We start from the raw sequence: 25,143 nt of genomic DNA on the forward strand, positions 1-25,143 counted from the left end.
CGGGCGCGCTGGCAGGCGCAAGCCGCTGTGCAGCCTGGACTTTTTGCTTGAGAGTTTTTTCCGGACAGCAGTGCGCGTCCACGGGGATGACGAGCGAAGCGGCGCACACTGCGATCATGGGGCGACCCGCCGCGACGAGTCCGACTCACCGCACCGGTGGCACCCCGGCATGCACATCGGTGCCGCCGAACGGCCTCAGCGCCGCGGCCACGCCGCCAGCAACGCCCGGATCCCACCCAGGCCCGCCACCCACACCGCCGCCGGGATCGACCACAGCCGCGGCCCGCCCGCCTCCAGCCCGTACAGCACCGCCGCGGCGATCAGCAGGCCGGTGCCGAGGATGGCGGCCACCGTGCGCTTCTGCATCTTGCGCAGTTCCATGGTGAGCGCGGCGAGGTCGTCCGAGCGCATGCCCAGCTCGTGCCGCCCCTCCACCTGCTGGGTGAGCCAGGCATGCAGCAGGCGCGGCATGTCGGGGGCGTGCGTGACCAGCTCGGGCAGGCGCTTGCGGAACTCGCCGGCCAGGCGCCTGGGGCTGTAGCGCTGCACGAGGATGCGCTCGAGCACGGGGCGGGCGACGTCGAAGATGTCGATGCGCGGATCGAGCTGGCGGCCCACGCCCTCGATGTTGAGCAGCGTCTTCTGCAACAGGATCAGCTGCGGCTGCAGGGTGAGCTCGTAGCGCTGCGCGGTGCGGAACAGCTTGACCAGCACCTCGGCCAGCGAGATCTCCGACAGCGGCCGGGTGAAGTACGGCTCGCAGACCGCGCGCGCCGCGGCCTCGAGCTCGTCGATGCGCGTGGTGGCCGGCATCCAGCCCGCGTCCACGTGCAGCTGCGCGATGCGGCGGTAGTCGCGGTTGAAGATCGCCATGAAATTCTCGGCGAGCCAGTACTGGTCCTCGTCCGAGAGCTGGCCCATGATCCCGAAGTCCAGCGCGATGAAGCGCGGGTTGGCGCGGCGCGCAGGATCGCGGTCGACCCAGATGTTCCCCGCATGCGCATCGGCATGGAAGAAGTTGTCGCGGAACACCTGCGTGTAGAACACGCGCACGCCCTTGGCGGCCAGCGCGCGGCGGTCGATGCCGGCCGCGTCGAGCGCCTCGATGTCGTCGGACGGTATGCCGTGCACGCGCTCGAGCGTGAGCACGCGTTCGCCCGAATGCGACCAGATCACCTCGGGCACGTAGAGGTCGTCGGAGTCGAGCCAGAACCGGCGCAGCACGCTGGCGTTGCCGCCTTCGCGCTGCAGGTCGAGCTCGGCGTCGAGGGTGTATTCGATCTCGCGCACCACTTCCTGCGGGCGGATCTTGCCCGCCGCGGGATGCGTGCGCTCGACCACGCTGGCGAGCGCGCGCAGCAGCGCGACGTCCTCGGTGATCTGCCGGCGGATGCCCGGGCGCAGCACCTTGACCACCACCTCGCGGCCGCTGCCGGGCAGCGTGGCGGCATGTACCTGCGCGATCGACGCCGACGCCAGCGGCGCGGTGTCGAACGTGGCGAAGGCCTCGGCCACGGGGCGGCCGAGCGCCTGCTCGACGATGCCGCGCGCGAGTTCGCCATCGAAGGGCTTCACCCGGTCCTGCAGCTGCGCGAGCTCGTCGGCGATGTCGGGCGCGATGAGGTCGCGGCGGGTGGAGAGGATCTGGCCGAACTTCACGAAGATCGGCCCAAGCTCCTGCAGCGCCAGGCGCAGCCGTGCGCCCCGCGGCAGCGCGGCGACCTCGCGCGAGGCGCGCGGCACGAACGGGCGCGCCAGGCGCAGCCAGCGCTCGGCGGGGGTGCCGTCGAGCAGGGCGTCGAGGCGGTAGCGGATCAGCACCCGGCCGATGCGCGCGGCGCGCAGCAGCGGCGTCATGCGGCGGGCCGCCCGCGCGCCTGCAGCCGCGCGATGCGCGCGGCCAGGCGCTCGACGTCGTCGCGCAGGCCATCGACGTCGTCGAAGAACGCGTCGAGTTCGGCGCGCGAGAGCACGTCGCCGGACTCGTGCTGCAGGAACTCGGAGGCATGGGTGGCGACCACGCCCGCCGCCGTGCGCATGCCGCGCAGCGCGGCGGCGAAGGCCTGCGCGACCTGCACGCCCGCGACGTCGCCGAACGCGGCTACGAAAGGCTGCTGCCAGTCCGGATCGAAGCGTTCGGCCAGGCGCTGCAGGCGGCGCGCGAGGTCGGCATCGCCCTCGATGCGCAGTGTGCCCACGCCCGGCGCGTCGTCGCGGCGCATGAAGGGCAGCTGCGCGATCAGGCCACCGAGCGTGGCGCGCACGGACAGGTCGGGCTCCTCGCCCTCCACCGGCCCCACGCGCAGGCGCTCGCCCACGACGCGGACCTGCAGCGCCAGCGGCGGCGCGGCCAGGCGCAGCACCAGGCGCCGGCCCTCGAGCGCGCGCAGGCCCTCGCGGGTCTCGGGATCGAGTGCCATCGCGCGATTGAGCGCGGATTCCAGCGCGCGGCCGGCAAGCGGCTTGAGGGCGTTCAAGGGCGAGGGGCGCGGGTCCATGGCGGCATTCTAGCCGCGCAGGCTTCGGCGCCCGGTGACCCCGCGAGCGGCCGCGGGCGCGCGCCTCAGCCGCGCCAGGCGGCGCGAAGCCGGGTCAGGCCCTCGTCGAAGGACACGCGCGGCACGTAGCCGAAATCGCGTCGCGCCGGCGCCATGTCGTACCAGTGCGTGGTCACCAGCTGCTCGGCGAGAAAGCGCGTCATCGGCGGCTCGCCGCGCAGCGGCAAGGTGGCCCACAAGCCTTCGCAGGCCGCGCCGATCGCGTAGGCCGCACGGAACGGGATGCTTCGCGTCACCGTCGGCGCGCCGACCGCCGCCAGCAGGGCGTTGATCGTCTCGCGCATCGTGCGCGGCTCGCCATTGCTGATGAAGTAGGCGCGGCCCGCGCAGGCCGCGCCGGGCGCGAGCGCGTCCAGCGCGGCCAGGTGCGCGTCGGCGGCGTTGTCGACGTAGGTGGTGTCGACGAGGTTGTCGCCCTCGCCCACCAGGCGCAGGCGACCGCGGCGCGCGCGCTCGACCAGGCGCGGCAGCAGCTGGTTGTCGCCCGGCCCCCAGATCAGCCGCGGGCGCAGCGCGACCACCGCGAGCGTGGCGTCGCTGGCCGCCAGCACGCGCTGCTCGGCGATCTTCTTGGTCTGCGCGTAGGGCGACTTCAGGCCCTCGCCGTAGGGCACCGCGTCCGCGCCGAGTCCCGCCACCGGAAAGGTCGCGCGGTGGGTGACGCTGGGCGTCGACGTGTACACCAGCCGTGCGATGCCATGCGCGCGGCAGGCGGCGATGACGTGGTCGGTGCCGGTGACGTTGGCGGCATGGAACTGCGCATACGGCCCCCATGCACCGGCCTTGGCCGCGTTGTGGATGACCGCGTCGCAGCCCTCGGCCGCGGCGAGCACGGCATCGCGCGAGGCGAGGTCGCCGCGCACCTGCTGCACGCCGATCGCGTCGAGCTCGGCATAGTGCCCGCGGTTGAAGCTCACGACCGCATGGCCGCGCGCGCGCAGGCCGCGGCACAGGGCCTGGCCGAGGAAGCCACCGCCGCCGGTGACGAGGATCTTCATGCGCAGAGCTCCTTCGTGGCCCAGGCGGCGAGCTGCTCGCGGCCGATCTTGGCGTTGTGGCGGATGTCGACCGGGAAGCCGGGATGGCGCAGGAACGTATCGATGCGCGCGGTGTGCGCATGCCCCCGGCCGAGCCCGCGCAGCCGGGCTTCGATGGTGGGCCATTCGTCACGCGCCACGCCCGCCGCGAGCTCGACGCAGAGCACGGGCCGCTGCGCACCCGTGGGCCCCACGCCGACCAGCGCGGTGCGGCGCACGGCCGGATCCACGTTGAACACCGGCTCGACCTGCTCGGTGTAGAGCGGGCCGGCCGCGGTCTCGACGCGGTGGGTCTTGCGCCCGCAGAACCACAGCCGGCCCTGCGCGTCGAAATAGCCGACATCGCCCATGCGGTGCACGGTGCGGCGCGTGCCGTCGGCGAGCGTCTCCTCGATCTTCGCCAGGCGCGTCTGCGCCTCGCGGGCGAAGTAGGCGTCGGTGGCGGTGGGGCCGGCGACGGTGATCTCGCCGACGTCGCCGTCGCGCACGAGCAGCGCGTCGGACCACTGCGGGATCGCCGCGTCGTCGATGCGGATGATGCGCACCTGGTTGGGCGGCACCGGGCGGCCGATGCAGGTGCCGGCGCCGGCCTCGGTGGCCGCGCGCGTGGTCTCCAGCTCGCGCCCCTCGATCACCGCCACCGGCAGGCACTCGGTGGCGCCGTAGGGCGTGTAGAAGCGGGCGTCCTCGGGCAGCAGCGCGCGCATGCGCGCGACCACCCCGGCCGGCACCGGCGCGCCGGCGGAGGTCACGCGGCGCAGGGTCGGCAACGGCCTGCCGTACTCGGCCAGCACGCGCATCAGCGCGGGCGATCCGAACAGTTGCTGCACGCCGAAGCGTTCGATCGCCGCGTGCAGTTTTCGCGGGTCGGCCTGCGCCGGCCGCGTGGCGTCCATGTCGGGGATGATGGAGGTCAGCCCCAGCGCGGGGCCGAACAGCGCGAACGGCGGGAACGTGGGGAAGTCGACCTCGCCCTCGCGGATGCCCAGCGCCGTGCGCAGCAGCTCGACCTGCGCGACGAAGTGCCGGTGCCGGTACATGACGCCCTTCGGCACGCCGGTGGAGCCACTGGTGAACAGGATCGCGGCGACGTCGTCCGGCCGCGTGTCGGCCAGCTGCGGGCCGGCGCCCGCGCCCGCCGCCTCGATGCGGGCGAGCGTGTCGTCGGCCAGCCACGCGTGCGCGCCAGTGGTGACGCGAAGGCGCGCGGACTTCGACCAGCCCAGCAGCACGCGCGCGAGGTGCGCGAGCGGGATGCCGATGAAAGCCTCGGGCGCGGCCTCGTCCAGGCACTGCCTGAGCGCGCGCCGGTCGATGCCGGGGTCGACCAGCACCGGCACGGCGCCGGCCTTGAACAGCGCGAACATCAGCAGGAAGAACTCGGGCGAGGGCCGTACCATCACGACGCAACGCGTGCCGCGCGCCACGCCCCGCCGGGCCAGCCCCGCGGCGATGGCGTCGCTGCGCGCATCGAGCTGCGCATAGGTGAGCTCGACGTCGTAGCGTGCCAGGCCATCGGGCCCGCGCGTGCCGGGGCAGCGCATGGCCACCTGCGCGCCACGCTCGCGTGCGAGCCGCGGCAGGGCGGCGGCGATGTTGCAGGGAGCGTCCATCGCGGCATTGTCGCGTGCGGGGCGGCGCCGGTGAACCGCCGGGACGGCGCCGACGCGCCGGTTCGCGCGGGCGCGCGCCGTGCGTGCCGGTCAGCCGCGGCGCGGGTTTGCCTCGAGGAAGCGCCGGATCGCCGGCACCAGCACCTCGTGCCGGTCCTCGAGCACGTAGTGGTTCGCGTCCTCGAAAGCATGCACCTCGGCCCGCGGCAGCGCGCGGCGGAAGCCTTCGAGGAAGTGCCGGTCGAAGACGAAGTCGCGCAGGCCCCAGCCGATGAACGCGGGACGGTCGGCGAATTCCGGAAGCCGGCGCCCGACCTGCTCCAGCAGCGGCCACGCGCGGTCGCCTTCGCGCAGCGGGATGTCCTGCATGAAGCGGATGGTGGAGATCGCGTTCGTCCACCCATGGTAGGGCGCATCGTAGGCATCGCGCACCGCGCGCGGCATCGGCCGCGACACGCCGAAGCGCGAAGCGCCGCGCGCGAACAGGTTGAAGCGGCGGATCGCCCAGGCGCCCAGCGTCGAATCGCGGCCGAACGAGAGCCGCCACGGCATCGGCTTGGCGGCGGGCAGCGGGAACGCGGCAGTGTTGAGGATCACCAGGCGCTCGACCTGCGGCATGTGCGACAGGGCCCAGCCGAAGCCGATCATCCCGCCCCAGTCGTGCACGGCCAGCGTCACCGGGCCGGTGATGCCGAGGCGGTCGAGCAGCGTCGTGAGGTCCTCCACGCGCGAGGCGAGCGTGTAGTCGTATTGCCCCTCGCGGCGCGTGGGCGCACGCGGAGGCAGCGTGCCGCCGCCGTCGTCGGGCTTGTCCGACAGCCCCATGCCGATGTGGTCCGGCACGATGCAGCGGTAGCGATCGGAGAGGCCGAGCACGAGATGCCGCCAGTAGTAGCTCCACGACGGATTGCCGTGGACCATGACGACGACCTCGCCGTCGCGCGGGCCTTCGTCGAGATAGCTCATCGCGATGCCCGGCCGCACCTCGATGCGCTGCGGGCTGAAGGGGTAGTCGGGGAAGCGCGCCGGGTCCATCGCGGTCATCGGATGCAGGGCCTGAAAGCACGCGGCCGCACGAGGCGGCCGGGTGGTGTCGCGATCAATCGGTCGAAGCGGTTACCAGACCACTTCCGCCATCGAGCAGTTCAGCCCCGAGCCGATGCCCAGCAGCGCCACGCGGTCGCCCTTCTTCAGGCGGCCCATCTCGCGCAGCTTGGACAGCACGATCGGCACCGAGGCCGGGCCGATGTTGCCGTGCTCGCCGAAGATGGTCAGCACCTTCTTCGGGTCGATGCCCATGGCGCGGGTGAAGGCGGCCGTGTGCACCTTGCTCACCTGGTGGACGACGAACTCGTCGAGTTCCTCCACCGCCCAGCCCAGCTTCTGCTTGGCGACCTGGAAGGTCTTCTGCGCGAGCTTGACGCCCTCGATCAGCAGCTGGCGCGTATCGGTGACCATGCCGTCGAGGTTGCCGCGGCAGAGCTTGTTCCACTCGGTGGCGGCGCGGGTGACGCCACCGCGGTAGCGCGGCGCGCCGGGCGCGAGCTCCGAGCGCGCCATCACCATGGCGGCGGCGCCGGAGCCCAGCGTGAGGGTGGCCAGCTCGTTCTTGAAGTCTTCCTCGGTGACGTCGGCGCGGGTCATGCGCTCGATGGTCTTCTCGTAGGCCAGGTCCGCCGTCTCGCCGTCGACGATCAGCGCATAGTCGATCTCGCCGCGCTCGATCATGCGCGCGGCGATGTCCATGCCGTTGATGAAGGCCAGGCAGGCGTTGGCGACGTCGAAGTTCTGGCAGGTGTCGGGCAGGCCGAGGTTGCCGGAGACGATCGAGGCCGTGCTGGGTTCGAGGTAGTCGCGGCTGACCGAGGTGTTGACCAGCAGCCCGACGCGCGCCGGCTCGATGCCGGCATCGCCCAGCGCCTTGACCGCGGCGAGCGTGGCCGCGTCGGAGGCGAGCATGGGGCCGTCCCACAGGCGGCGCTCCTCGACGCCCGCGATGTCCTTGATGACGTCGGTCTTGATGCCGAGGCGATCGAGCGTGGGCCGCAGGCGCGCGTTGATCTCGTCGGTGGTCAGGCGACGCGGGGCGTCGATATGGGCGAGGCCGGCGATGGCGACGTGTTGGAACAGCATGGCGGCGGCTCGTATCGGGCGTGCGGAACACGCTAGCTTAACGTCCACTGCCGTACGGCGCACCCGCGGCGCCGCGACGGCGCGTCCCGCCCGCGTGCTCCGTTCAGCCCGGCCGTTCAGCCGGGCGTTCAGGCTCGCGGGCAGCGCCAGGCGAGGAAACGCTGGCTGCCGTCGCGCGGGTCGGCCATGGGCTGCACCGTGTCGGCGCCCAGGCCCACCGCTTCGTTGCGTGCCATGGTTTCCAGTTCCTCGCGCACGCGCAGGGGATTGCGCTCGTAGAAGGCGACGTTGTCGGTGACCTCGACCTCGATCTCGCCCAGCTTCGTGCAGCCCGCCGGCGGCGCGCCCTCGGCGATCACGCGCACCGAGGCCGCGCCGGCCTGCATGGGCACCCAGGTGCAGCCGGCGACGACGAAGGCGAGGACGAAGGCGAGGACGAGGGCGACGGGCAGTCGGCGCATGCGGGCTCTCCGGAAAGGACGACGCGCGGGATTGTCGCCCCGCGCGTCTGAATCGTCATGCAGGGCCCGCCCACGCACGCGGACGGGCACCTCGCATCACTTCACGACCGGCTTGCCGTCGGCGTCCACCACCTTCACCTCGCCGAGCCCGAGCGCGCGCACCGGCTGCTCGATCTTCGCCAGGTCGCCCACCACCACCCAGGTCAGGGCGCCGGGGTCGATGCGCCGCGCCGCCTGCGCGGCGATCTGCGGCGTCATGGCCTCGTTGCGCGCCTTGTAGCGCACGATGTAGTCGACCGGCCGCCCGTAGCGCAGGTCCGCGGCCACCTGCGAGAGCACGGCGCCGCCGGTCTCGTAGGCACCCGGCAGGCTGCGCGTGTTGCTGGCGCGGATCTTGTCGACCTCCGCGGGCGTGGGCGGGCGCGCGCCGGTGGCGAACTCGGTGATCTCGCGACGCAGCTCGCCGATCGATTCCACCGTCTTGTCCGCCTGCACCGCCGCCGAGGCGATCCACGGGCGCTGGCCGAGCGTGTTGGTGGCGCTGCTGTAGGAGCCGTAGGCCCAGTGCTTGTCCTCGCGCAGGTTCATGTTGAGCCGCGCGGAGAACTCGCCGCCGAGCACGCCGTTGGCGAAGTCGAAGTCGATCGTGCCGGCATCGCCGGTGGGCGGGATCACCTGGGCGACGTAGATGTTGCTCTGGATCGCGCCGGGCTGGTCGACCAGGAACACGCGCGGCGCCTTCGGCGTCGCTACGGTCCGGATCGCCGGCAGCTGCGGCGCGTCCGCGGGGGATTTCCAGTCGCCGAAGCGCTTTTCCAGCTCCGGGAGGATCTTTTCCAGCGTGGTGTCGCCGACGATGACGATGCGCGCCTTCTCGGGCTGCAGCCAGTCGCGATGGAAGGCCACCAGGTCCTCGCGCGTGAGCGAGGCGATCGACGCCTCCGTGCCCGAGCCGGTGAACGGGATCGCGTACGGATGGCCTTCGCCGTAGAGCAGCGGCGGCAGCACGCGCAGCGCGGCCGTCTGCGGCCTTGCCTTCTCCTGCTTGATGCCGGCCAGCCACTGCGCGCGCACGCGCTCCATCTCGGCCGCGTCGAAGCGCGGGCGGCGGATGACGTCGGCGTACAGGTCCAGCGACTCGGCCAGCTTGTCGGTGAGCGCCGACAGGCCGACGGCCGCGTAGTCCAGGCCGGCGCCCACGGCGATGTCGGCCCCCAGCGCTTCCTCGCGCGCCTTGAGCTGCAGCGCGCCTAGGTTCCCGGCGCCCTCGTCGAGCATCTGCATCGTGAAGTTCGCGGTGCCCAGCTTGCGGCCGAGGTCGGCGCTGTAGCCGCCGGGGAACTCCATGTTCATCTGCACGACCGGGATGTCGTGGCGCTCCACCAGCGCCACCGTCATGCCGTTGGAGAGCCGGGCCATCTTCGGGGTGGGGAACTTGAGCTCCGGGAAGCTCGTGGTCTTCGGCACGCCGGCGCTGCGGTCGACGTCGGTCTTGACCGTCCTGAACTTCGGGTCGGGCTTGGGCAGCGGCGCCGGCGCGGTGGCCGGGGCGGACACCACGCGCTCGGGCAGCGCGGCCGCCGGCGTCTCGCTGGGCTGCACGGTGAGCGTGTGCGAGCCGGTGCCGAGCCACTTGCGGCCGACTTCGCGGATCTGCTCCGGGGTGGCGGCCATCAGCACGGCCAGTTCCTTCTCGTAGCAGTCCGGCGTGCCGCTGTAGACGGCGCACTCGGCGAGCACGTCGGACTTGCCGCCGAAGCCGCCGATGCGCTCGATGCCGCGCACGAAGTCGGCGCGGATGGCCGTCTTGGCCTGCTCGAGCTCGGCCGCCGTCGGCCCCTCGTTGACCAGGCGCCTGAGTTCCTCGTCGATGATGGCCTCCACCTTCGACGGCTCCACGCCCTGCTTGACGTCGGCGCTGATGAAGAAGGTGCTGGCCAGCTCGGCGCTCCACATCGAGGTGCCGACGTTGTCGACCAGCTTGTCGCCGTAGACCAGGCGCGCATCCAGGCGCGAGGTCGCGCTGCCGCCGAGGATCTGGCTGAGCATGGCCAGCAGCGTGGCGTCGCGCGAGCCGGTTTCGGCCACGGGCCAGGCGCGGTAGATGCGCACCTGCGGCACGCGGTCGGGCACCGTCTCGCGGGTGTCGGCCGGGCGCCTGGGGATGTTGGTCTTCATGTCCGGCAGCGTGGCGCTGGCCGGGATGTCGCCGAAGTAGCGGGTGACCTTTTCCTTCGCCGTGGCCACGTCGATGTCGCCGGCGAGCACGAGCACCGCGTTGTTCGGGCCGTACCAGCTCTTGAACCAGGTCTTGACGTCGTCGAGCGTGGCGGCGTTGAGGTCGGCCATCGAGCCGATGGTCTGCCAGCTGTAGGGATGGCCCGGCGGGTACAGCGCCTCGAACAGCCGGGCGATGATGCGGCGGCCGTAGGGCTGGTTCTCGCCCTGGCGCTTCTCGTTCTGCACCACGCCGCGCTGCTCGTCGAGCGTCTTCTGGTCGATCGCGCCGAGCAGGTGGCCCATGCGGTCCGATTCCATCCACAGCGCCATGTCCAGCGCCGTGGTGGGCACGTTCTGGAAGTAGTTGGTGCGGTCGACGTTGGTCGTGCCGTTCTGGTCGGTGGCTCCGACCAGCTCGAACGGGCCGAAGAACTCGTCGCGGTGGTTCTCCGAACCGTTGAACATCAGGTGCTCGAACAGGTGCGCGAAGCCGGTGCGGCCCGGGGTCTCGTTCTTGCTGCCGACGTGGTACCAGAGGTTGACCGCCACGATCGGCGCCTTGCGGTCGGTGTGCACGATCACGCGCAGGCCGTTGGGCAGGGTGAATTCCTCGTAGGGGATGTCGACCGCGGCGGCCGGGCGCGCCTGCGCGAGCGCCAGCGAGGGCGCGGCGATGGCGGTGGCGGCGGCCAGTGCGAGGGCGAGGACGGCGACGCGCGGGCGTCGGGCGGAACGGTGCTGCGGCATGCGGTGTCTCCCCGGAAGAATGGCGCCGGCTCCCTGCCGGCCAGCGCGCGATGCTAGCCCAGCGGCCTGCCTGCGCCTCTAGGCCACAAGTCCCGCCGGCTTTCGCGCCGGGCCTGCGCCCGGGCCCTAGACTGAAGGCTTCATCGAGCGGAGGCTGCCCATGTCGCGTCGCAATGTCCTCGTCACCGGCGCCAACCGCGGGCTGGGGCTGGAGTACTGCCGCCAGCTGCTCGCGCGCGGCGACCACGTGATCGCCACCGCGCGCCGCCCCGCGCAGGCGCACGAGCTCAACCGCCTGGTCGCCGACCACCCGGGCCGCCTGCACGTGCTGCCGCTGGACGTGGCCGACCCGAAATCCGAGCTCGAAGTCGCCCGCGAGCTTCCGCTGGTGCTGGGCTCCGAGCGCCTGCACCTTCTGGTCAACAACGCGGGCCTGCTGCACTCGGGCGAGCGCTGGCCGCACGTGCCGGCGTCCAACTTCGAGGACAGCTTCCGCACCAATGCGATGGGTCCGTTCCTGCTCACGCAGGCGCTGGCGCCCTTCCTGGCCGACGGCGGGACGGTGGTGAACATGAGCTCGCAGCTGGGTTCGATCGAGCGCGCCACCCGCTTCGGCACGCCCACCTACTGCATCACCAAGGCGGCGCTGAACATGGTGACGCGGCAGCTCGCGGCCGCGCTGTCCGAGCGCGACATCACCGTGGTCTGCCTGCACCCGGGCTGGGTGCAGACCGACATGGGCGGCGAGCAGGCGCCGCTGCCGGCGACGGAGTCGGTGCAGGGCCTGCTGCGCGTGATCGACGGCCTGCGCCGCAGCGACAGCGGGCGCTTCCTCGACTGGCAGGGGGAGGCCTTGCCCTGGTGATCCCGGGCCTGGGATTCGGGATTCGGGATTCGGGATTCGGGATTCGGGATTCGGGATTCGCAGAAGCGGGATCATTGTGGCGTGCGTGCGCCCGCACTGACGCGTCACGACCGACCAATCCCCAACCCCCAACCCCCAACCCCCAACCTCCAATCCCCAATCCCCAATCCCGAATTCCGAATCCCGAATCCCCAATGTTCGACATCGTCCTCTACCAGCCCGAGATCCCGCCCAATACCGGCAACGTGATCCGCCTCTGCGCGAACACGGGCGCGCGGCTGCACCTGGTGGAGCCGCTGGGCTTCGACATGGACGACCGTCAGCTCAGGCGCGCGGGGCTGGACTACCACGAGTACGCGACGGTCAGGGTGCATGCCGACCTCGAGGCCGCGACCGCGCACCTGCGCGACCTGCACGGCGAGGCCTTGCGCCTGTTCGCGCTGAGCACGCGCGGTCGCGAACGTTTCGACACGCCGCGCTACCGGGCGGGCGATGCCTTCCTGTTCGGCCCGGAGACGCGTGGGCTGCCCGAGGACGTGCTCGCCTCCGTGCCCGAGACGCAGCGCCTGCGGCTGCCGATGCGGCCGGGCGTGCGCTCGCTCAACCTGTCCAACGCCGTCGCCGTGGTGGCGTTCGAGGCCTGGCGCCAGTGCGGGTACGCCGGGGGCGGATGAGGCCGCGCAGGGCCGCCGCTTTCACACGGCGTCGATGCTGCGCTGCGGCGCAGATTGCTGTGGCGCAACAGCAAAACCCCGGAAAAAACGGGCATCACCGGGCTGCCGACCGCTCGCCTTGCGCCTTCGCCTGACCCGCGGCTGACCGCACGCTAGCGTACGGGACGGCAGCGTATGGCTGCCGCAGCAGGTCGTCTTCCTTCCCCCGGCGAAGGCGCGAGGCCTTCCGCCCGACACCACCCGCAGAAGGCCAGGCCATGAACATCCGATACGGCAGGACCGCCCTCATCCTCGTTCCCACGCTCGCCCTCGGCCTCGCCGCGCCGGAGGCCCGCGCCAATACGCTCAACCAGAACGTGTCCTGGACCATCGACCGGGCGGGCACGACCACGAAGTACCGCGTCGTCGCCTACGGCGACTCCATCTACGCCGGCTACAACGGCTCCACCATCAGCGCGGCCAAGTACGCGGCGCCCACCGTCTACGCCGAGTACCTCGCGGCCACCTGGGGCGCGGACATCGAGAGCGTGCGCCGCACCAAGAGCGGCGCGGTGGCGTCGGACGTCTACAACAACAAGATCGTGGCCGAGCGCTCGTACATGCAGTCGGCCAACACGCGCGTGGTCACCTTCGAGATGTGCGGCAACGACGGCCTGCAGGCGCGCTCGAGCTTCAAGGGCCAGACGGGCACCTGCAACTACTCCGTGCTCAGCAATGCCGAGGCCAGCTGCAAGACCTACGTGGCGCGCGCGATGGACTACATCAACGCCAACGCCTACGCCGGCACGAAGCTCAAGGTCATCGCCAACCTCTACTACCCCGGCTACAACGCCGACAACACGCTGAGCTCGTGCACCGACGCGACCACCGGCCAGCGCGTGAACATGCGCAGCACCTTCCTGCCCTCGCTGGCGCGCATGAACTACTGGATGTGCGAGTACGCGCGGCAGAAGGGCTTCCGCTGCGTGGACAACTTCGCCGAGTACATGGGCGCGGACTACGACAGCAACGGCGACGGGCAGGTCGACTCCGAGGCGCTGCGCTTCGTGCCGGGCGAGAGCGAGGCCAGCTACGTCACCCGCATCACCTCCACGCTGCGCGCCACAATCCGCGACGCCAATACGCACTTCGTCTCGTCCTCGTCGAGCTACGACTACATCCAGTCCGACGACACCCATCCGACCTACTCGGGCGGCACCGTCACCGCCGGGCTGTTCGGCGGCAGCAGCGGCACCGGCGCGGCGCGCTATACGAGCTTCGCCAACGGCCGCAACCCGATCTGGAACCAGTTCGGCCACGAGCGCATGGGCTGGATGATCTCCGCGGTCTCGCCGCCGAGCCCGTTCTGAGCCGCTGCCGATGGACCGGCCGGATCCGCCCCCTCCCGCGCCCCCGCCGCCCGGCGGGGACGACGGCGTGCGGATCACCATGACGCCGCGCCGGCGCGGCGGCGGAAGAATGCTCGGCCTCGCCCTGATCGCCGTCGTGGCCGGCGTGGTCGGCTGGCGCCTGCTGGCCGCGCGTACCGCGGCGCAGACGGAACGGCGGCCCACGCAGCAGGCACAGGCCCGGGTGCCCGATTCGACGCCGGGGCCTGGCGGCCGGTCGACGGGCCTGGCATCGGCGTCGGTCGCGCATCGCCCGCCCCCGCCGTCCGCCGCCACGCGCGAGGGCGAGGATCCCACGCCCGACCTGTCCGACTACGTGCTGCCCGGCGAAGCGCCGACCATGGCCGAGGTCATCCAGGCCCTGCACGAACGCGGCATCCGCAGCGGACTGGGCGCGTTCCCGCCGCCGGGGACCAGCCCGCCCCTGCTGGGCCTGGAAGTGCCCGAGGGCTTCGTGCTGCCGGAGGGCTACGTGCGCCACCACCAGGCCACCGACGACGGCCAGCGCATCGCGCCCATCCTGATGTTCCATCCCGACCTGACGCACGTGGAGGTCGGCGGCCGGCGCGTGCCGGCGCCGGCCGATCGCGTGGTCACGCCCGAGCTCGCGCCGCCGGGCATGCCGCTGCGGCGCGTGCGCATCCCGCCACCGCGTGATGGAGGCGGCGGGCCCTGAGCGCGACATCTCGCGGGCGCGACGTCGCCCCCGTCCTCGCCGGCCTAGTGGCCAGCGCCCTGCTTGGCGGGCTGTACGCGCGCGGCGGCATGGCATGGCCACTGGGCTTCGTCGTGCTGGTGCCGTGGCTGCTCGCGCTGGATCGCCTGCGCTCGGTGCGGGCCACGCTGCTGGCCGCCGTGGCGATGTCCATGGCCTTCGTCGGCGCGGTGCTGGGCTGGTTCGCGCCGGCGATCACCGCCTACACCGGGCTGCACCCGGCGCTGGCCATGGGCCTGCTGCTCGTACTCGCGCCGCTGCTGCAGCCGCAGTTCCTCGTGCATGCGCTCGTACGCCATGCCGCGGGCCGCCGGCATGGCGCCGCGCTGCGCGCGCTGCTCGCCACGGCCGCGTGGCTGGCCACGGAATGGGCCGTGCCGCGCGTGTTCGGCGACACCCTGGGCCATGGGCTGCACGGTTCCGCCTGGCTGCGCCAGGGCGCCGACCTCGCCGGCGCCGCAGGGCTGACGCTGGTGCTGCTGGTGGTGAACGAGGCGCTGGCGGCGATGGTCTTTCGTGCACACGCGGGCCTGCGCACGTGGCGGGCACCGCTGGCGGTCGCGCTCGCCGTTCCCGCGCTGCTGGCCGGCTATGGTGCGTGGCGGCTGGCCATGCTCGAACGCCATGCCGCCACGCCGGGCACGCCCTTGCGCATCGGCCTGGTGCAGGCCGGCATCGTCGACTACGAGCGCCTGCGCCGCGAGATCGGGACCTATGGCGTGGTGCGCCGGGTGCTGGATACGCATTTCGCCATGTCGCTGCGCGCACGCGGCAGCCACGGCGTGGATGCGCTGGTCTGGTCGGAAACGGTCTACCCGACCACGTTCGGGCAGCCACGCAGCGAGGACGGCGCCGCCTTCGACCGCGAACTGCGCGGCTTCGCACGCCAGCTCGGCCTGCCGCTGGTGTTCGGCACCTACGAGCGCGACGCCGAGGGCGAGTACAACGTGGCGGCCTTCGTCGACCCACTCGACGGCCTGCTGGGTGCCTACCGCAAGACGCGCCTGTTCCCGCTCACCGAGTACGTGCCGCCCGCCGTCGACACGCCGGCACTGCGCCGCGCCCTGCCCTGGGCGGGGACCTGGCGGCCCGGCGATGGCGCGCGCGTGTTCCCGCTGCGCACGCTGGACGGCCGCGAGGTACCGGTGCTGCCGCTGATCTGCCGCGACGACGTCGACCCGCGCCTGGCGCTGGACGGCGCTCGGCTCGGCGCGCAGCTCATCCTGGGCCTGTCCAACGATGCCTGGTTCACGCAGGCACCGCAGGGTGCGCGCCTGCACCTGGTGGTGGCCGCCTTCCGCAGCATCGAGACGCGCCTGCCGCAGCTGCGCGCGACCACCAATGGCATGAGCGCGGTGATCGATCCTGCTGGCACGATCCTCGTCAGCACGCACATGGGCGGGCGCGCGGTGCTGGTGGGCGACGTGCAGGCCCGCGAGCCGCCGCGCACGCCGGTGGTGACGCTGGGCCCGTGGATCGGACCACTGGCGATGCTGGTGCTGGTGGGCGGCGCCGCCCTGCCGGGGCTGCGCGCACTTCGACCACGCGCGGGTGCGGCGACGCCGTCGCCCGCCATGGCCGAGGCCCCGTTGCCGGCCTCGGCCCTGCTGCTGTCGAGCTGGCAGCGCGCGCTGCTCGCGCTGCTGCGCGGCATGTCACGGCTGGGGGTGCTCGCACTGGCCGGGGTCGCGGTGTTCGGCGACGAGGCCGCACGCGGCATGCTCGTGCAGCTGCGGCAGTTCGCGGTGCTGGTGCTCGCGCCGGAGGCGGCCGCATGGCTGCTGGCATGGCGCCTGTCGGCACGCGTGGACGTCGATGGCGACCGCCTTCGCATCGACGCGCGCGGTCGTCGCATCGAGATCCCGCTGCGCAGCCTCGTGGCCGTGCGGGCCTGGCGCCTGCCCCTGCCGGCGTCCGGCGTCGACCTGCATCTGGCCGCGGGCGGACGCTGGCCGCAGGGGCTGGCCCTGCGCGGGCCCGACGCCTTCGCGGACCGTCTGCAGCAGGCGGGCGCGGCGCTGCGGAGCAGGCCTGCCCCCGGCACGCGCCGGGCCTGGCGCGACCGCGCGCTGGCGCTGCCGCCCCGTCCGCGCCTGGACCACCCGCTGCCGAAGTTCCTGCTGTTCCCGCTGCTGCCCGCGCTGCCGGCCTTCCGCCTGCACCAGCACATCGCCTACGGCGGCACCTTCGGCGAGTGGCAGAGCTTCGGGGCCGGCGCCTGGTTCGGCGCGCTCGGGCTGTGGTGGGCGTCCTGGGCGGTCGCGCTGGTCTTGCTGGCCGGCGGCCTGCGCCTGGCGGTGGAGCTGGCGAGCGCGGCGGTGCTCGCCTGGCGCCCGGAGCGCGTCCTGCAGGCGCGCGGCGCGCTGCTGTCGATGGCGCGTCTGGTCTACTACGTCGGCGTGCCGGGCTGGCTGCTGGCGCGGCTGCTCGGCGGCTGAGGCCGGGCCTTCCTGACGGCCGCGCGGGCCGCCCGACGATGAGGAGAGACGCGATGCGGATCCTGGTGACGGGCGCGACGGGCTTCATCGGCGGCGCCGTGGTGGACGCGCTGCTCGCGCGCGGGCACGTGCCGGTGCCGGCGGTGCGCGACGTGGCGGCGGCGAAGCGGCGCTGGCCGCAGCTCGATGCGGTGGCCTGCGACTTCATGCGCGATACCGACGCCGCCACCTGGCGCCCTCGGCTGATCGGCATCGACGCGGTGGTGAATGCGGTGGGTATCCTGCGCGAATCACGCGGCGCGAGCTTCGACGCGCTGCATTCGGCCACGCCGCGCGCGCTGTTCGCCGCCTGCGCCGAAGCCGGCGTGGCGCGCGTGGTGCAGGTCTCCGCGCTGGGCGCCGATGCGCAGGCCGCCAGCCGCTACCACCTCTCCAAGCGCGAGGCCGACGATGCGCTGCTCGCGCTGCCGCTGCGGGCCACCATCATCCAGCCCTCGGTCGTGTTCGCGCCCGAGGGCGCCAGCGCCGGAACCTTCCTCGCCATGGCCAGCCTGCCGCTGCTCGCGCTGCCGGGCGGCGGCGTGCAGACGCTCGCGCCCGTGCACCTGGACGACGTGGTCGAGGCGATCGTGCGCGCGCTGGCGAGCGATTCGCCGCCGACGCGCCTGGAGGCCGTAGGGCCCCACTGCCTGCGCATGCGCGATTACCTTGCCGGCCTGCGTCGCCAGCTCGGCGGCGGCCGGCAGCTGGTGCTGCCGGTGCCCATGCCGCTGGTGCGCCTGGCCTCGCACGGCATGGCGCGCCTGCCGGGCTCCATCGTCGATCCCGAAACCATCGCCATGCTCGAGCGCGGCAACTGCGCGCCACCCGGGCCCTTCGCCGCTTTCCTCGGCCGCGCGCCGCGCCCGGTCGATGCGTTCCTGCCCCCCTCCGCCGTGCCCGCCGTGCGCACGCGCGCGAAGCTGCGATGGTTGCTGCCGATGCTGCGCGTGGCGCTGGCGCTGGTCTTCGTCGTCACCGCGCTGCTGTCGTTCGGGCTGTATCCGGTGGAGGCCAGCCGCGCGCTGCTGGTACGCACCGGGCTCACCGGCACGGCGGCCGACCTCGCGCTCCATGGCGGCGCGGCCCTCGACCTCGCGCTCGGGCTGGCCTTCCTCGGGCCGCTGCGGCTGCGCCGCGCGGCCTATCTGGGCGCCGCGCTGCTGATCCTCGGCTATACCGCGGTCATCACGTTCGCGCTGCCGGAGTTGTGGCTCCATCCCTTCGGGCCGGTGCTGAAAAATCTGCCCATCCTCGCGCTGCTGTGGCTGCTGCACGAGCTCGACCGGTGAGCCCGCGGGTGCCACGTCCCGGCTGCGCCTGGCTTGCGCGGGCCACGGAGTGCATGCGGTGACCGACTACTTCCTCGTCAAGACGCTGCACATCCTGTCGGCCACGTTCCTTTTCGGCACGGGCGTGGGCACCGCGTTCTACCTGCTGGTCACCACGCTGCAGCGCGACGTGCGCGTCATCGCCGCGGTGACGCGCTGGGTGGTGATCGCCGACTGGCTGTTCACGGCCACCACCGCCATCGCGCAGCCCCTCACGGGCTGGTGGCTGGCCCAGCGCCTGGGCATGCCGGTCATGGACGTGGCCTGGCTGCGATGGTCGGTGCACCTGTATGCGCTCGCCATCGCATGCTGGCTGCCGGTGGTCTGGCTGCAGATGCGCCTTCGCGACCTCGCCGCCGCGGCGCTGCGCGAGGGCACCGCGCTGCCCAGGACCTACTGGCGCGCGTTCGCCGCCTGGGTCGCGCTGGGCGTTCCCGCGCTGCTGGCCTTCCTGGCGATCTTCTGGCTGATGGTGGCCAAGCCCGCCTGAGTCAGCGCCGCCGGATCCAGTTCTTGTCGATGATCGCCCACAGGATCAGCGAGAAGGCCAGCAGGCGAAGGCTGAAGTAGAGCGTGACCTCCTCGCTGTGCGCGCCGTTCCAGGCGTAGGCGGCGCGGTTGGCGGCCTCCAGCCCGAAGGCCACGGCGAAGTAGAGGAACAGGCGGTCGCGGCTGGAGCGCCAGAAGCGCAGGAAGAACAGCGCCGCCACCGCGAAGCCCATCGAGATCATGCCGAGCATGAACATCTGCATCTCAGCGCTCCTCGAAGATCAGGCCGTACAGCAGCAGCGCGACCGCCACGAGGCTGGTGCCATGCCGCAGCGGCCACAGCTCCAGCCCGGTCAGCACGTAGTGGTCGAGGATCACCAGCACGCTGGCGGCGGTGAGCATCCAGAAGCAGAGCCCGCACCAGAACAGCATGCGCGAGCCGGCGCGATGGGCATTGCGGTGCAGGAGCACCGCGCAGGCCGCGCTGGTCAGCGCGCACAGCACATAGATCAGGAAGATCATTCGCCCTCCTTGCGCAGGCGGAACGCGTCGGCGAACTGGAAGGCCTTGCGATCGGTGGTCGAATGGATCAGGCGCGACACCGCGACCACGTTGCGTGCATAGGTCGTGGCCAGGGCGTCGACCGTCGCGCGCACGTCCGGGCGCGAGGGCGCGTAATGCGCGCCGCCGTCGTCGACGGTGACCAGCCCGGCCTGCGCGAGGTCGGCGACCAGGCGCGCGGCATTGGCGGGCGCGACGTACAGCCGCGCCGCCAGCTCGTCGTTCGACAGGCCTTCGGGACGATCGCGCAGCAGCAGCAGCGCCTCGAGATGGGGCACCGAGGGCAGCGTTGCCAGGATGAAGCGCCGCAGCTCGGGCGGGATGGTCTCCTCCGCCATTCGTACAGGGTCGCCCGCATGGCGACGCGATTCAACCTTGCGCCGGAACGCGAAAGCGACTCGGCGCGCCTCGGCCGACCGGCCCAGCCGCCAGTTCGGCAAGCCTGCGCCCCTGGAAGCGGGCGCCGTCGAGCTCGGTGGGCGAGGGCTGGCGCGCGCCGTCCCCGCCGGCGATGGAGGTGGCGGTGGCGGTGGCGGTGGCGCCATGGGACGCGCCACCGACCACCTCGTCCAGCCGCATCTGCCCCTCGAGGCTGCAGGGCAGCCCGACCAGCGTCACGCCGAAGTACAGGAGACTGGTGTGGACGGCCATCAGCGTGGTTTCCGCGCGGACTTTCCGCGCGCGGGCCGTGCGTGGGGTCCGCAGGCAACACGCACCGCCGCGACAACGGCCGGCCCCGGAGAGTTCCTGTACCCGCCAGTTCAGCATTAAGCCGCCATTCGAAACGCCTTCGGATACTGCGCCTCACCGACCCGGCCGCGCCGGGCTCCGGCATCCAATAACAACGAGGCTCTCCATGAAGCGTTCCCTGCTCGCCCTGACCCTCCTGGCCGCCCTCCCCTTCGCGGCCTCGGCCGCCGATGGCGTGTCCTACTCCTACGTCGAGGGTGGCTACACCCAGACCGACCTGGCCGACACCGGCACCGACGCCGAGGGCTTCGCCATCCGCGGCTCGGGCGCGATCGCCCCCAACTTCCACCTGTTCGGCGACTACTCCAAGCAGGAGATCGACGACACCAGCATCGACTTCGACCAGTGGCGCCTGGGCGTGGGCTACAACCTCGAGATCAACCCCAAGCTCGACCTCGTGACCCGCGCGGCCTACGAGAAGTTCGACGCCGGCAGCGGCCTGGACTTCGACGGCTACAGCGTGGAGGCCGGCGTGCGCGGCGCGTTCACCCCGAACCTCGAGGGTTACGCTCTGGCCGGCTACGAGGACGGCGACGAGCTGGACGGCGACTTCTACGGCCGCGTCGGTGCGCAGGTGAAGTTCAACCCCACCTGGGGCATCAACGGCGAGGTCAAGTTCGCCGACGGCGACCGCCAGTACTTCATCGGCCCGCGCATTTCGTTCTGATCGACGTCTCTCTCCCCCGCGTCGACCCCCGAACCCGGCTCCGGCCGGGTTCTTTTTGTTATCGGTTCATAAAGGCCTTGTTAAGATTTCGCTGCTGCACCGCATAAGCGATGCGGAATCGCGAAAAACAACAAGGACTTACATGAACAAGACGCTTGCCCTCGCCCTCGCACTGGCGGCCGCCCCGTTCGCCGCCCCGGCGGCCGAACTCTCCTACACCTTCGTCGAAGGCGGCTACAACAAGCTGCACGCCGACGTCGCCGACGAGAGCGCCGAAGCCGATGGCGCTTACCTGAAGGGCTCGTTCGACATTAGCGGCGGCCTGAACGCGATCGCCTCCATCAAGCGCGCCGGCGACAGCTACCGCGTCGATGGCTTCCATTACGAAGACCGCGTGACGCAGTCGGAGATCGGCCTAGGCTATCACCAGTCGCTGTCGGACCGCGTCGACTTCGTCGCCGAGCTGGCATGGGTGCGCATCGACCTCGACAGCAAGGAAGACGGCGTGACCTGGCTGGATGAGGAAGGCACGGGCGGCCGCGGCGCGATCGGCCTGCGTGGCCAGTTCAACGACCGCTTCGAAGGCGAGATCAAGGCCAACTACTACGACGGCAACGATTTCGACGGCGGCACGTGGACCGGCACCGTCGGCGCGCAGTACAAGTTCAACCCGACGTGGGGCGTCGCCGCGGAGATCGAGCACGGCGAGCTCATCGACACGCTCGACACCACCCGCTACACGGTGGGCGTTCGCGCCAGCTTCTGATCGCCCCGCGCATCGGACATGGAAAAGCCCGGCTTCGGCCGGGCTTTTTCTTTGTCGGCGGCCGGCGCGGCGACGTGGTGCAGCGCGGCGCAGCACGCACGGCGCCGGCTCAGTCGAACAGGTCGGCCGGGTATTCGGGCTTCTGCTCGCGGGCGAGCAGCTGGCGCAGGCCGTCGGCCGGCGTCAGGCGCCCGTGCAGCACGTCGCGCACGGCGCTGGAAATGGGCAGCTCGATGCCGTGGCGCTCGGCTTGGCGCATGACCTCGTCGGCGGTCTGCACCGATTCGACCACCTGCCCGATCTCGCGCACCGCGTCCGCGATGGACTGCCCGCGCCCCAGCGCCAGGCCCAGGCGGCGGTTGCGCGAGAGATCGCCGGTGCAGGTGAGCACGAGGTCGCCCAGGCCCGCCAGGCCCATCAGCGTTTCCGCCTTGCCGCCAATGGCATGGTTCAGGCGCAGCATCTCGTTGAGGCCGCGGGTGATCAGCCCCGCGCGGGCGTTGAGGCCGAGCTGCATGCCGTCGGCGACGCCGGTGGCCACGGCCAGCACGTTCTTCATGGCGCCACCGAGCTCGGCGCCGACCATGTCCTCACCCGTATAGGCACGGAAGGCCGGGCCGTGCAGCGCGGCCGCCACCTGACGGGCGAACGCGGCATCGTCCGAATGCACGGTCAGCGCGGTCGGCAGGCCCTGCGCGACCTCCTTGGCGAAAGACGGGCCCGTGACCACCGCCAACGGCACGCCCGCGCCCAGCACCTCGCCGGCGACCTCGTGCAGGAAGCGCCCGCTGCCGGGCTCGAAGCCCTTGGTCGCCCAGGCCACGCCGGCCCCGGCCGGGCGGTGCGGGGCGAGCGCATGCAGGGTCTCGGCGAAGGCATGCGAGGGCACGACCACGAGCACGAGGTCCGCACCGTCCATGGCCGAGGCGAGGTCGGTGGTGGCGCGCAGCGTGTCCGGCAGGGCGATGCCCGGCAGGTAGCGCGGGTTCTCGTGCGCGGACGTGATCGCGGCGGCGACCGTCGCGTCACGCCCCCACAGGACCGTGGCATGGCCGTGCCGGGCGATCAGCGCGGCGAGGGCGGTGCCCCAGGAGCCCGCGCCCAGCACCGCCACGCGCAGCGTGGCGGCAAGGGTCGCGTTGTCGATATCCGCCACGGCGGGCTCAGGCGTTGCCGACGGCCTCGGCCGAACCCAGCTGCTGCGCCTGCTGCGCGCGCTGGCGCAGGCCTTCGGCGTAGAGCGCGTCGAAGTTGATCGGCTGCAGCAGGAACGGCGGGAAGCCACCGGCCTGGATCAGGTCGGAGATCAGCTGGCGCGCGTACGGGTAGAGCACGTTCGGGCAGTGCGTGCCGAGCATGGCGTCGAGCGTGGCGGCGTCGAAGCCGGCCAGGCCGAACACGCCGGCCTGCTTCACCTCGGCCAGGTACAGCGGCTTGTCGTCGGCGGTGCAGGTCAGGGTGATGCCGAGGACGACCTCGAAGGCCGCGTCGTTCAGGCGCGTGACCTGCTGGTTGAGGTTCATCTGCAGCTGCGGCTGCGCCTGCTCGTTGAACACGGCCGGGGCGCCGGGGACTTCCAGCGAGAGGTCCTTGACGTAGATCTTCTCGACGGTGAAGGAGGCGCCGGCTTCGGCGGCGTCGGTGGCGCCGGACGTGGCGCCGGTCTGGATCTCGTCGGTCATGGGATGAAGCTCCGGCTGCATAGGCGAAAGGGGCGGGATTATGGCGCGCCGGGGCGCCCGGTGGGAAATCGGGGCGGGAGGGGTCGGCGTGGCGGCGTCGCCGTGGACCCGGTTTCTGCGGCGCCGGGAACCCGCGTGCGCCCGGCTTGCCCGGGCTACCCGGGGCCGCGGTGAGGAGGCTGTGGCGTGGCCCGTGGCCTCACTCGTGCGGGCCTACTTGCCGCGGCCCTTGACCAGCGGAAGGTCGGCCTGCTGCCAGGCGGCGATGCCGCCGTCGAGCACGTACACGTTCGCGAAGCCGGCCTTCTTCAGGCGCGCGGCGGCGGCCGCGGAGGCCATGCCGGTGCGGTCGACGATCACCACCGGGCGCTCCTTGTGGCCGGCGACGAGCTTGTGCTCGGGACCGAAACCGCTGGCCGGCGCATTGCGGCTGCCGGCGATGTGGCCACGCTCGAAGTCGGCCGTGGCCGAGAGATCGACCACCAGCGCGTCCTCGCGGTTGACCAGGGCGGTCAGCTCCGCCGGGCGCAGGGCCTTGAACGGACGCAGCAGGCGCGCGATCTCGGTATAGACCAGCGCCAGCGTGATCAGCACCAGCGCGCCCGACAGCATGGGGTGGCGACTGGCGAAGGCGAGGAGTTCGTCGAAGGTCACGGGCGGGCTGCGGCGGCGATGCGGGGCGCGGATTGTCGCATGGAGGCGGGATTCGGGATTCGGGATTCGGGATTCGGGATGCGGGATGCGGGATCAGGACTGGTGCACACGGGCGGAAGCCAGCCCGCCAGCGCGGACACGCTCTTACGAATCCCGAATCCCGAATCCCGAATCCCCAATCCCCAACCACACCCCTCACTGCCCTTCCCACAGGTCCGGCAGGCCGCTCGTGTTCCACCAGGTGCGCGCCTCCGGATCCCAGCGCCAGGTCTCGCGGTGGCGCAGGCGGCGCTCGGCCTGGGTGTGGCGGTTGATGACGCCGATCTCGATGTCGCGCGCGGCGGTGCCGGCGTCCAGGTCGCGGCTGGAGCCGACGTCGCGGTAGGCCGACATCTGCACCTGGCGGTAGCGCTCCATCTGCAGGCCGGTCGGCGCGAGTTCGGCGCGCCTGTCGGGATCGATCAGGTTCACCGCGCCCTCGAAGTCGTTCCAGCGCACCGCGGCCGACCAGGCGTACTGCGCGCGGTCGAGGGCGTCGGTCTGGCTGCCACCGCCGGAGGCGCAGGCGGCAAGCACGAGGGTGGCGGTCAGGGCGAGCAGGCGCGCGAGGCGGGACATGGCAGGGCTCCGGCGAAGGCCGCGTCGGGAAGGTGCAAGCCTCGCACGGCGCGGCCCGGCGCGCACCGCCGCAGGGGCAGCGGCCTCAGCCCGCCGCCCGCGCGATGGCCGCAAAGCGCGCGGCGAAGCTGGCGGCCACGGTGCCGTCGGGCAGCGCGACGCGGGCGGCGAGGTCGATGCGGCCACGCCCCCTGGCGCGGATCGCCGCCACGAAGCCGGGCCAGTCGGCCTCGGGGGCCAGCATGGCCTCGGCCCGCAGGTCGTCGTACAGCGGCGCCAGGTAGCGGATGTGGCTGTCGGCGACGTAGATGTCGGCCTCGATGCCCTCGGCGTGCAGCCCCAGCCAGACGCGCCCCCAGGCGGCCAGCGTCATCAGCGAGGCCAGGCTGCCGCCGAAGGCGCAGCCCTTGTCGTTGACGTTCGCGGCCAGCGGCGCCGACAGGCGCAGGCGCCCGGCGTCGTAGCCGTCGACGGAAAGCTGCAGCGCGCGCACGGGCGGCATGCCCTGGTAGTGCGCGGCAAGGTGGTCGAGGGCGGCGTCGGCCATGCGGGCTGTGCGAAGCTGCGCGCCATGCAGAGCACGGCGGGCCCGCGATGGTACGTGATCTCGCTGCGGCCCTGCGGCGCACACGCGCCCCTGCGGCGCGCGGCGAAGGCGGCGGGCCACGGCTTCGTCGCGCTCCCGCCCTGGCGCATCGTGCCGCGCGAGGACGCGGCCACGCGCGACGCGCTGCGCG

The 25,143-nt window shown here is 72.3% G+C and carries 26 protein-coding genes; 9 read left to right on the plus strand and 17 right to left on the minus strand.

Annotation, left to right across the window (positions count from 1 at the left end):
• Nucleotides 1–195 precede the first annotated feature (195 nt).
• The 8 genes from ubiB to EYQ95_RS22990 form a co-directional block, all read right to left on the minus strand.
• Nucleotides 196–1,857, minus strand: coding sequence for a ubiquinone biosynthesis regulatory protein kinase UbiB (gene ubiB / locus EYQ95_RS22955; RefSeq protein WP_132330950.1), 1,662 nt, complete (start codon nucleotides 1,855–1,857; stop codon nucleotides 196–198).
• Nucleotides 1,854–2,498 (minus strand): SCP2 domain-containing protein, encoded by a 645-nt coding sequence (locus tag EYQ95_RS22960; RefSeq protein ID WP_132330952.1) that lies wholly within the window; start codon nucleotides 2,496–2,498, stop codon nucleotides 1,854–1,856. Before EYQ95_RS22960 ends, ubiB begins: the two co-directional genes overlap by 4 nt.
• A 65-nt stretch (nucleotides 2,499–2,563) precedes the next feature.
• Nucleotides 2,564–3,556, minus strand: coding sequence for a 2-alkyl-3-oxoalkanoate reductase (gene oleD / locus EYQ95_RS22965; protein WP_132330954.1), 993 nt, complete (start codon nucleotides 3,554–3,556; stop codon nucleotides 2,564–2,566).
• Nucleotides 3,553–5,208 carry an olefin beta-lactone synthetase gene (gene oleC / locus EYQ95_RS22970; RefSeq protein WP_132330956.1) on the minus strand — a complete coding sequence of 552 codons (1,656 nt, stop codon included), beginning with the start codon at nucleotides 5,206–5,208 and terminating at the stop codon, nucleotides 3,553–3,555. The genes oleD and oleC overlap by 4 nt, the downstream gene beginning before the upstream one ends.
• Nucleotides 5,209–5,298: 90 nt before the next feature.
• The gene (locus EYQ95_RS22975; protein ID WP_132331005.1) at nucleotides 5,299–6,243 is read right to left on the minus strand and encodes an alpha/beta fold hydrolase; all 945 of its coding nucleotides are present in this window, start codon (nucleotides 6,241–6,243) and stop codon (nucleotides 5,299–5,301) included.
• Between the two features lie 81 nt (nucleotides 6,244–6,324).
• Nucleotides 6,325–7,341, minus strand: a complete 1,017-nt coding sequence (locus EYQ95_RS22980; protein WP_132330958.1) for a 3-oxoacyl-ACP synthase III — start codon at nucleotides 7,339–7,341, stop codon at nucleotides 6,325–6,327.
• Between the two features lie 128 nt (nucleotides 7,342–7,469).
• Nucleotides 7,470–7,802, minus strand: coding sequence for a DUF4156 domain-containing protein (locus EYQ95_RS22985; protein WP_132330960.1), 333 nt, complete (start codon nucleotides 7,800–7,802; stop codon nucleotides 7,470–7,472).
• A 96-nt stretch (nucleotides 7,803–7,898) separates the two neighbouring features.
• Nucleotides 7,899–10,769 (minus strand): pitrilysin family protein, encoded by a 2,871-nt coding sequence (locus EYQ95_RS22990; RefSeq protein WP_132330962.1) that lies wholly within the window; start codon nucleotides 10,767–10,769, stop codon nucleotides 7,899–7,901.
• Nucleotides 10,770–10,929: 160 nt separating this feature from the next.
• Between EYQ95_RS22990 and EYQ95_RS22995 the strand changes: the two genes are divergently transcribed.
• The 7 genes from EYQ95_RS22995 to EYQ95_RS23025 all read left to right on the plus strand — a co-directional run bounded on the left by EYQ95_RS22995 (nucleotide 10,930) and on the right by EYQ95_RS23025 (nucleotide 18,709).
• A complete protein-coding gene (locus tag EYQ95_RS22995; protein ID WP_132330964.1) occupies nucleotides 10,930–11,634 on the plus strand; it encodes an SDR family oxidoreductase in 705 nt (234 codons plus the stop codon).
• Between the two features lie 194 nt (nucleotides 11,635–11,828).
• A complete protein-coding gene (locus EYQ95_RS23000) occupies nucleotides 11,829–12,308 on the plus strand; it encodes a tRNA (cytidine(34)-2'-O)-methyltransferase (RefSeq protein ID WP_132331007.1) in 480 nt (159 codons plus the stop codon).
• Between the two features lie 257 nt (nucleotides 12,309–12,565).
• A complete protein-coding gene (locus tag EYQ95_RS23005; protein ID WP_132330966.1) occupies nucleotides 12,566–13,657 on the plus strand; it encodes an SGNH/GDSL hydrolase family protein in 1,092 nt (363 codons plus the stop codon).
• Between the two features lie 109 nt (nucleotides 13,658–13,766).
• Nucleotides 13,767–14,372, plus strand: coding sequence for a hypothetical protein (locus tag EYQ95_RS23010; RefSeq protein ID WP_132330970.1), 606 nt, complete (start codon nucleotides 13,767–13,769; stop codon nucleotides 14,370–14,372).
• 47 nt (nucleotides 14,373–14,419) lie between these two features.
• Nucleotides 14,420–16,849 (plus strand): apolipoprotein N-acyltransferase, encoded by a 2,430-nt coding sequence (gene lnt, locus EYQ95_RS23015; RefSeq protein WP_207916618.1) that lies wholly within the window; start codon nucleotides 14,420–14,422, stop codon nucleotides 16,847–16,849.
• A 53-nt stretch (nucleotides 16,850–16,902) separates the two neighbouring features.
• Nucleotides 16,903–18,180 carry an NAD(P)H-binding protein gene (locus tag EYQ95_RS23020; protein WP_132330972.1) on the plus strand — a complete coding sequence of 426 codons (1,278 nt, stop codon included), beginning with the start codon at nucleotides 16,903–16,905 and terminating at the stop codon, nucleotides 18,178–18,180.
• Between the two features lie 58 nt (nucleotides 18,181–18,238).
• Entirely contained in the window at nucleotides 18,239–18,709 is a 471-nt protein-coding gene (locus tag EYQ95_RS23025; RefSeq protein WP_132330974.1) for a DUF2269 domain-containing protein, read from the plus strand.
• Nucleotide 18,710: 1 nt separating this feature from the next.
• On the opposite strand, the gene EYQ95_RS23030 is transcribed toward EYQ95_RS23025, so the two are convergent.
• Genes EYQ95_RS23030 through EYQ95_RS27115 form a run of 4 tightly spaced genes read right to left on the minus strand, consistent with a single transcriptional unit; the run spans nucleotide 18,711 to nucleotide 19,920 of the window.
• Nucleotides 18,711–18,971: a DUF5985 family protein gene (locus tag EYQ95_RS23030; RefSeq protein WP_132330977.1), complete on the minus strand. Its 261-nt coding sequence runs from the start codon at nucleotides 18,969–18,971 to the stop codon at nucleotides 18,711–18,713.
• A gap of 1 nt (nucleotide 18,972) precedes the next feature.
• Nucleotides 18,973–19,230: a DUF5985 family protein gene (locus EYQ95_RS23035; protein WP_132330979.1), complete on the minus strand. Its 258-nt coding sequence runs from the start codon at nucleotides 19,228–19,230 to the stop codon at nucleotides 18,973–18,975.
• A complete protein-coding gene (locus EYQ95_RS23040; protein ID WP_132330981.1) occupies nucleotides 19,227–19,607 on the minus strand; it encodes a helix-turn-helix domain-containing protein in 381 nt (126 codons plus the stop codon). Before EYQ95_RS23040 ends, EYQ95_RS23035 begins: the two co-directional genes overlap by 4 nt.
• Nucleotides 19,608–19,638: 31 nt before the next feature.
• Nucleotides 19,639–19,920 (minus strand): hypothetical protein, encoded by a 282-nt coding sequence (locus EYQ95_RS27115; protein WP_132330984.1) that lies wholly within the window; start codon nucleotides 19,918–19,920, stop codon nucleotides 19,639–19,641.
• Between the two features lie 205 nt (nucleotides 19,921–20,125).
• Here EYQ95_RS27115 and EYQ95_RS23050 point away from each other — a divergent pair, with 205 nt between their 5' ends.
• Both EYQ95_RS23050 and EYQ95_RS23055 read left to right on the plus strand, forming a co-directional pair.
• Nucleotides 20,126–20,686 (plus strand): Ax21 family protein, encoded by a 561-nt coding sequence (locus EYQ95_RS23050; protein WP_132330987.1) that lies wholly within the window; start codon nucleotides 20,126–20,128, stop codon nucleotides 20,684–20,686.
• A 142-nt stretch (nucleotides 20,687–20,828) separates the two neighbouring features.
• The gene (locus tag EYQ95_RS23055; RefSeq protein WP_132330990.1) at nucleotides 20,829–21,452 is read left to right on the plus strand and encodes an outer membrane beta-barrel protein; all 624 of its coding nucleotides are present in this window, start codon (nucleotides 20,829–20,831) and stop codon (nucleotides 21,450–21,452) included.
• Between the two features lie 109 nt (nucleotides 21,453–21,561).
• Here EYQ95_RS23055 and EYQ95_RS23060 read toward each other — a convergent pair whose 3' ends face one another.
• The 5 genes from EYQ95_RS23060 to EYQ95_RS23080 form a co-directional block, all read right to left on the minus strand.
• Nucleotides 21,562–22,599 carry an NAD(P)H-dependent glycerol-3-phosphate dehydrogenase gene (locus tag EYQ95_RS23060; RefSeq protein ID WP_132331011.1) on the minus strand — a complete coding sequence of 346 codons (1,038 nt, stop codon included), beginning with the start codon at nucleotides 22,597–22,599 and terminating at the stop codon, nucleotides 21,562–21,564.
• Between the two features lie 16 nt (nucleotides 22,600–22,615).
• Nucleotides 22,616–23,134, minus strand: a complete 519-nt coding sequence (gene secB / locus EYQ95_RS23065; RefSeq protein ID WP_132330993.1) for a protein-export chaperone SecB — start codon at nucleotides 23,132–23,134, stop codon at nucleotides 22,616–22,618.
• Nucleotides 23,135–23,347: 213 nt separating this feature from the next.
• Nucleotides 23,348–23,788, minus strand: coding sequence for a rhodanese-like domain-containing protein (locus EYQ95_RS23070; RefSeq protein ID WP_132330996.1), 441 nt, complete (start codon nucleotides 23,786–23,788; stop codon nucleotides 23,348–23,350).
• Between the two features lie 195 nt (nucleotides 23,789–23,983).
• Complete coding sequence (locus EYQ95_RS23075) at nucleotides 23,984–24,406, minus strand: hypothetical protein (RefSeq protein WP_132330999.1); 423 nt, start codon at nucleotides 24,404–24,406, stop codon at nucleotides 23,984–23,986.
• A gap of 85 nt (nucleotides 24,407–24,491) precedes the next feature.
• The gene (locus EYQ95_RS23080; protein ID WP_132331002.1) at nucleotides 24,492–24,953 is read right to left on the minus strand and encodes a YiiD C-terminal domain-containing protein; all 462 of its coding nucleotides are present in this window, start codon (nucleotides 24,951–24,953) and stop codon (nucleotides 24,492–24,494) included.
• Between the last annotated feature and the right edge of the window lie 190 nt (nucleotides 24,954–25,143).

Source organism: Lysobacter sp. N42 (genome assembly GCF_004344885.1).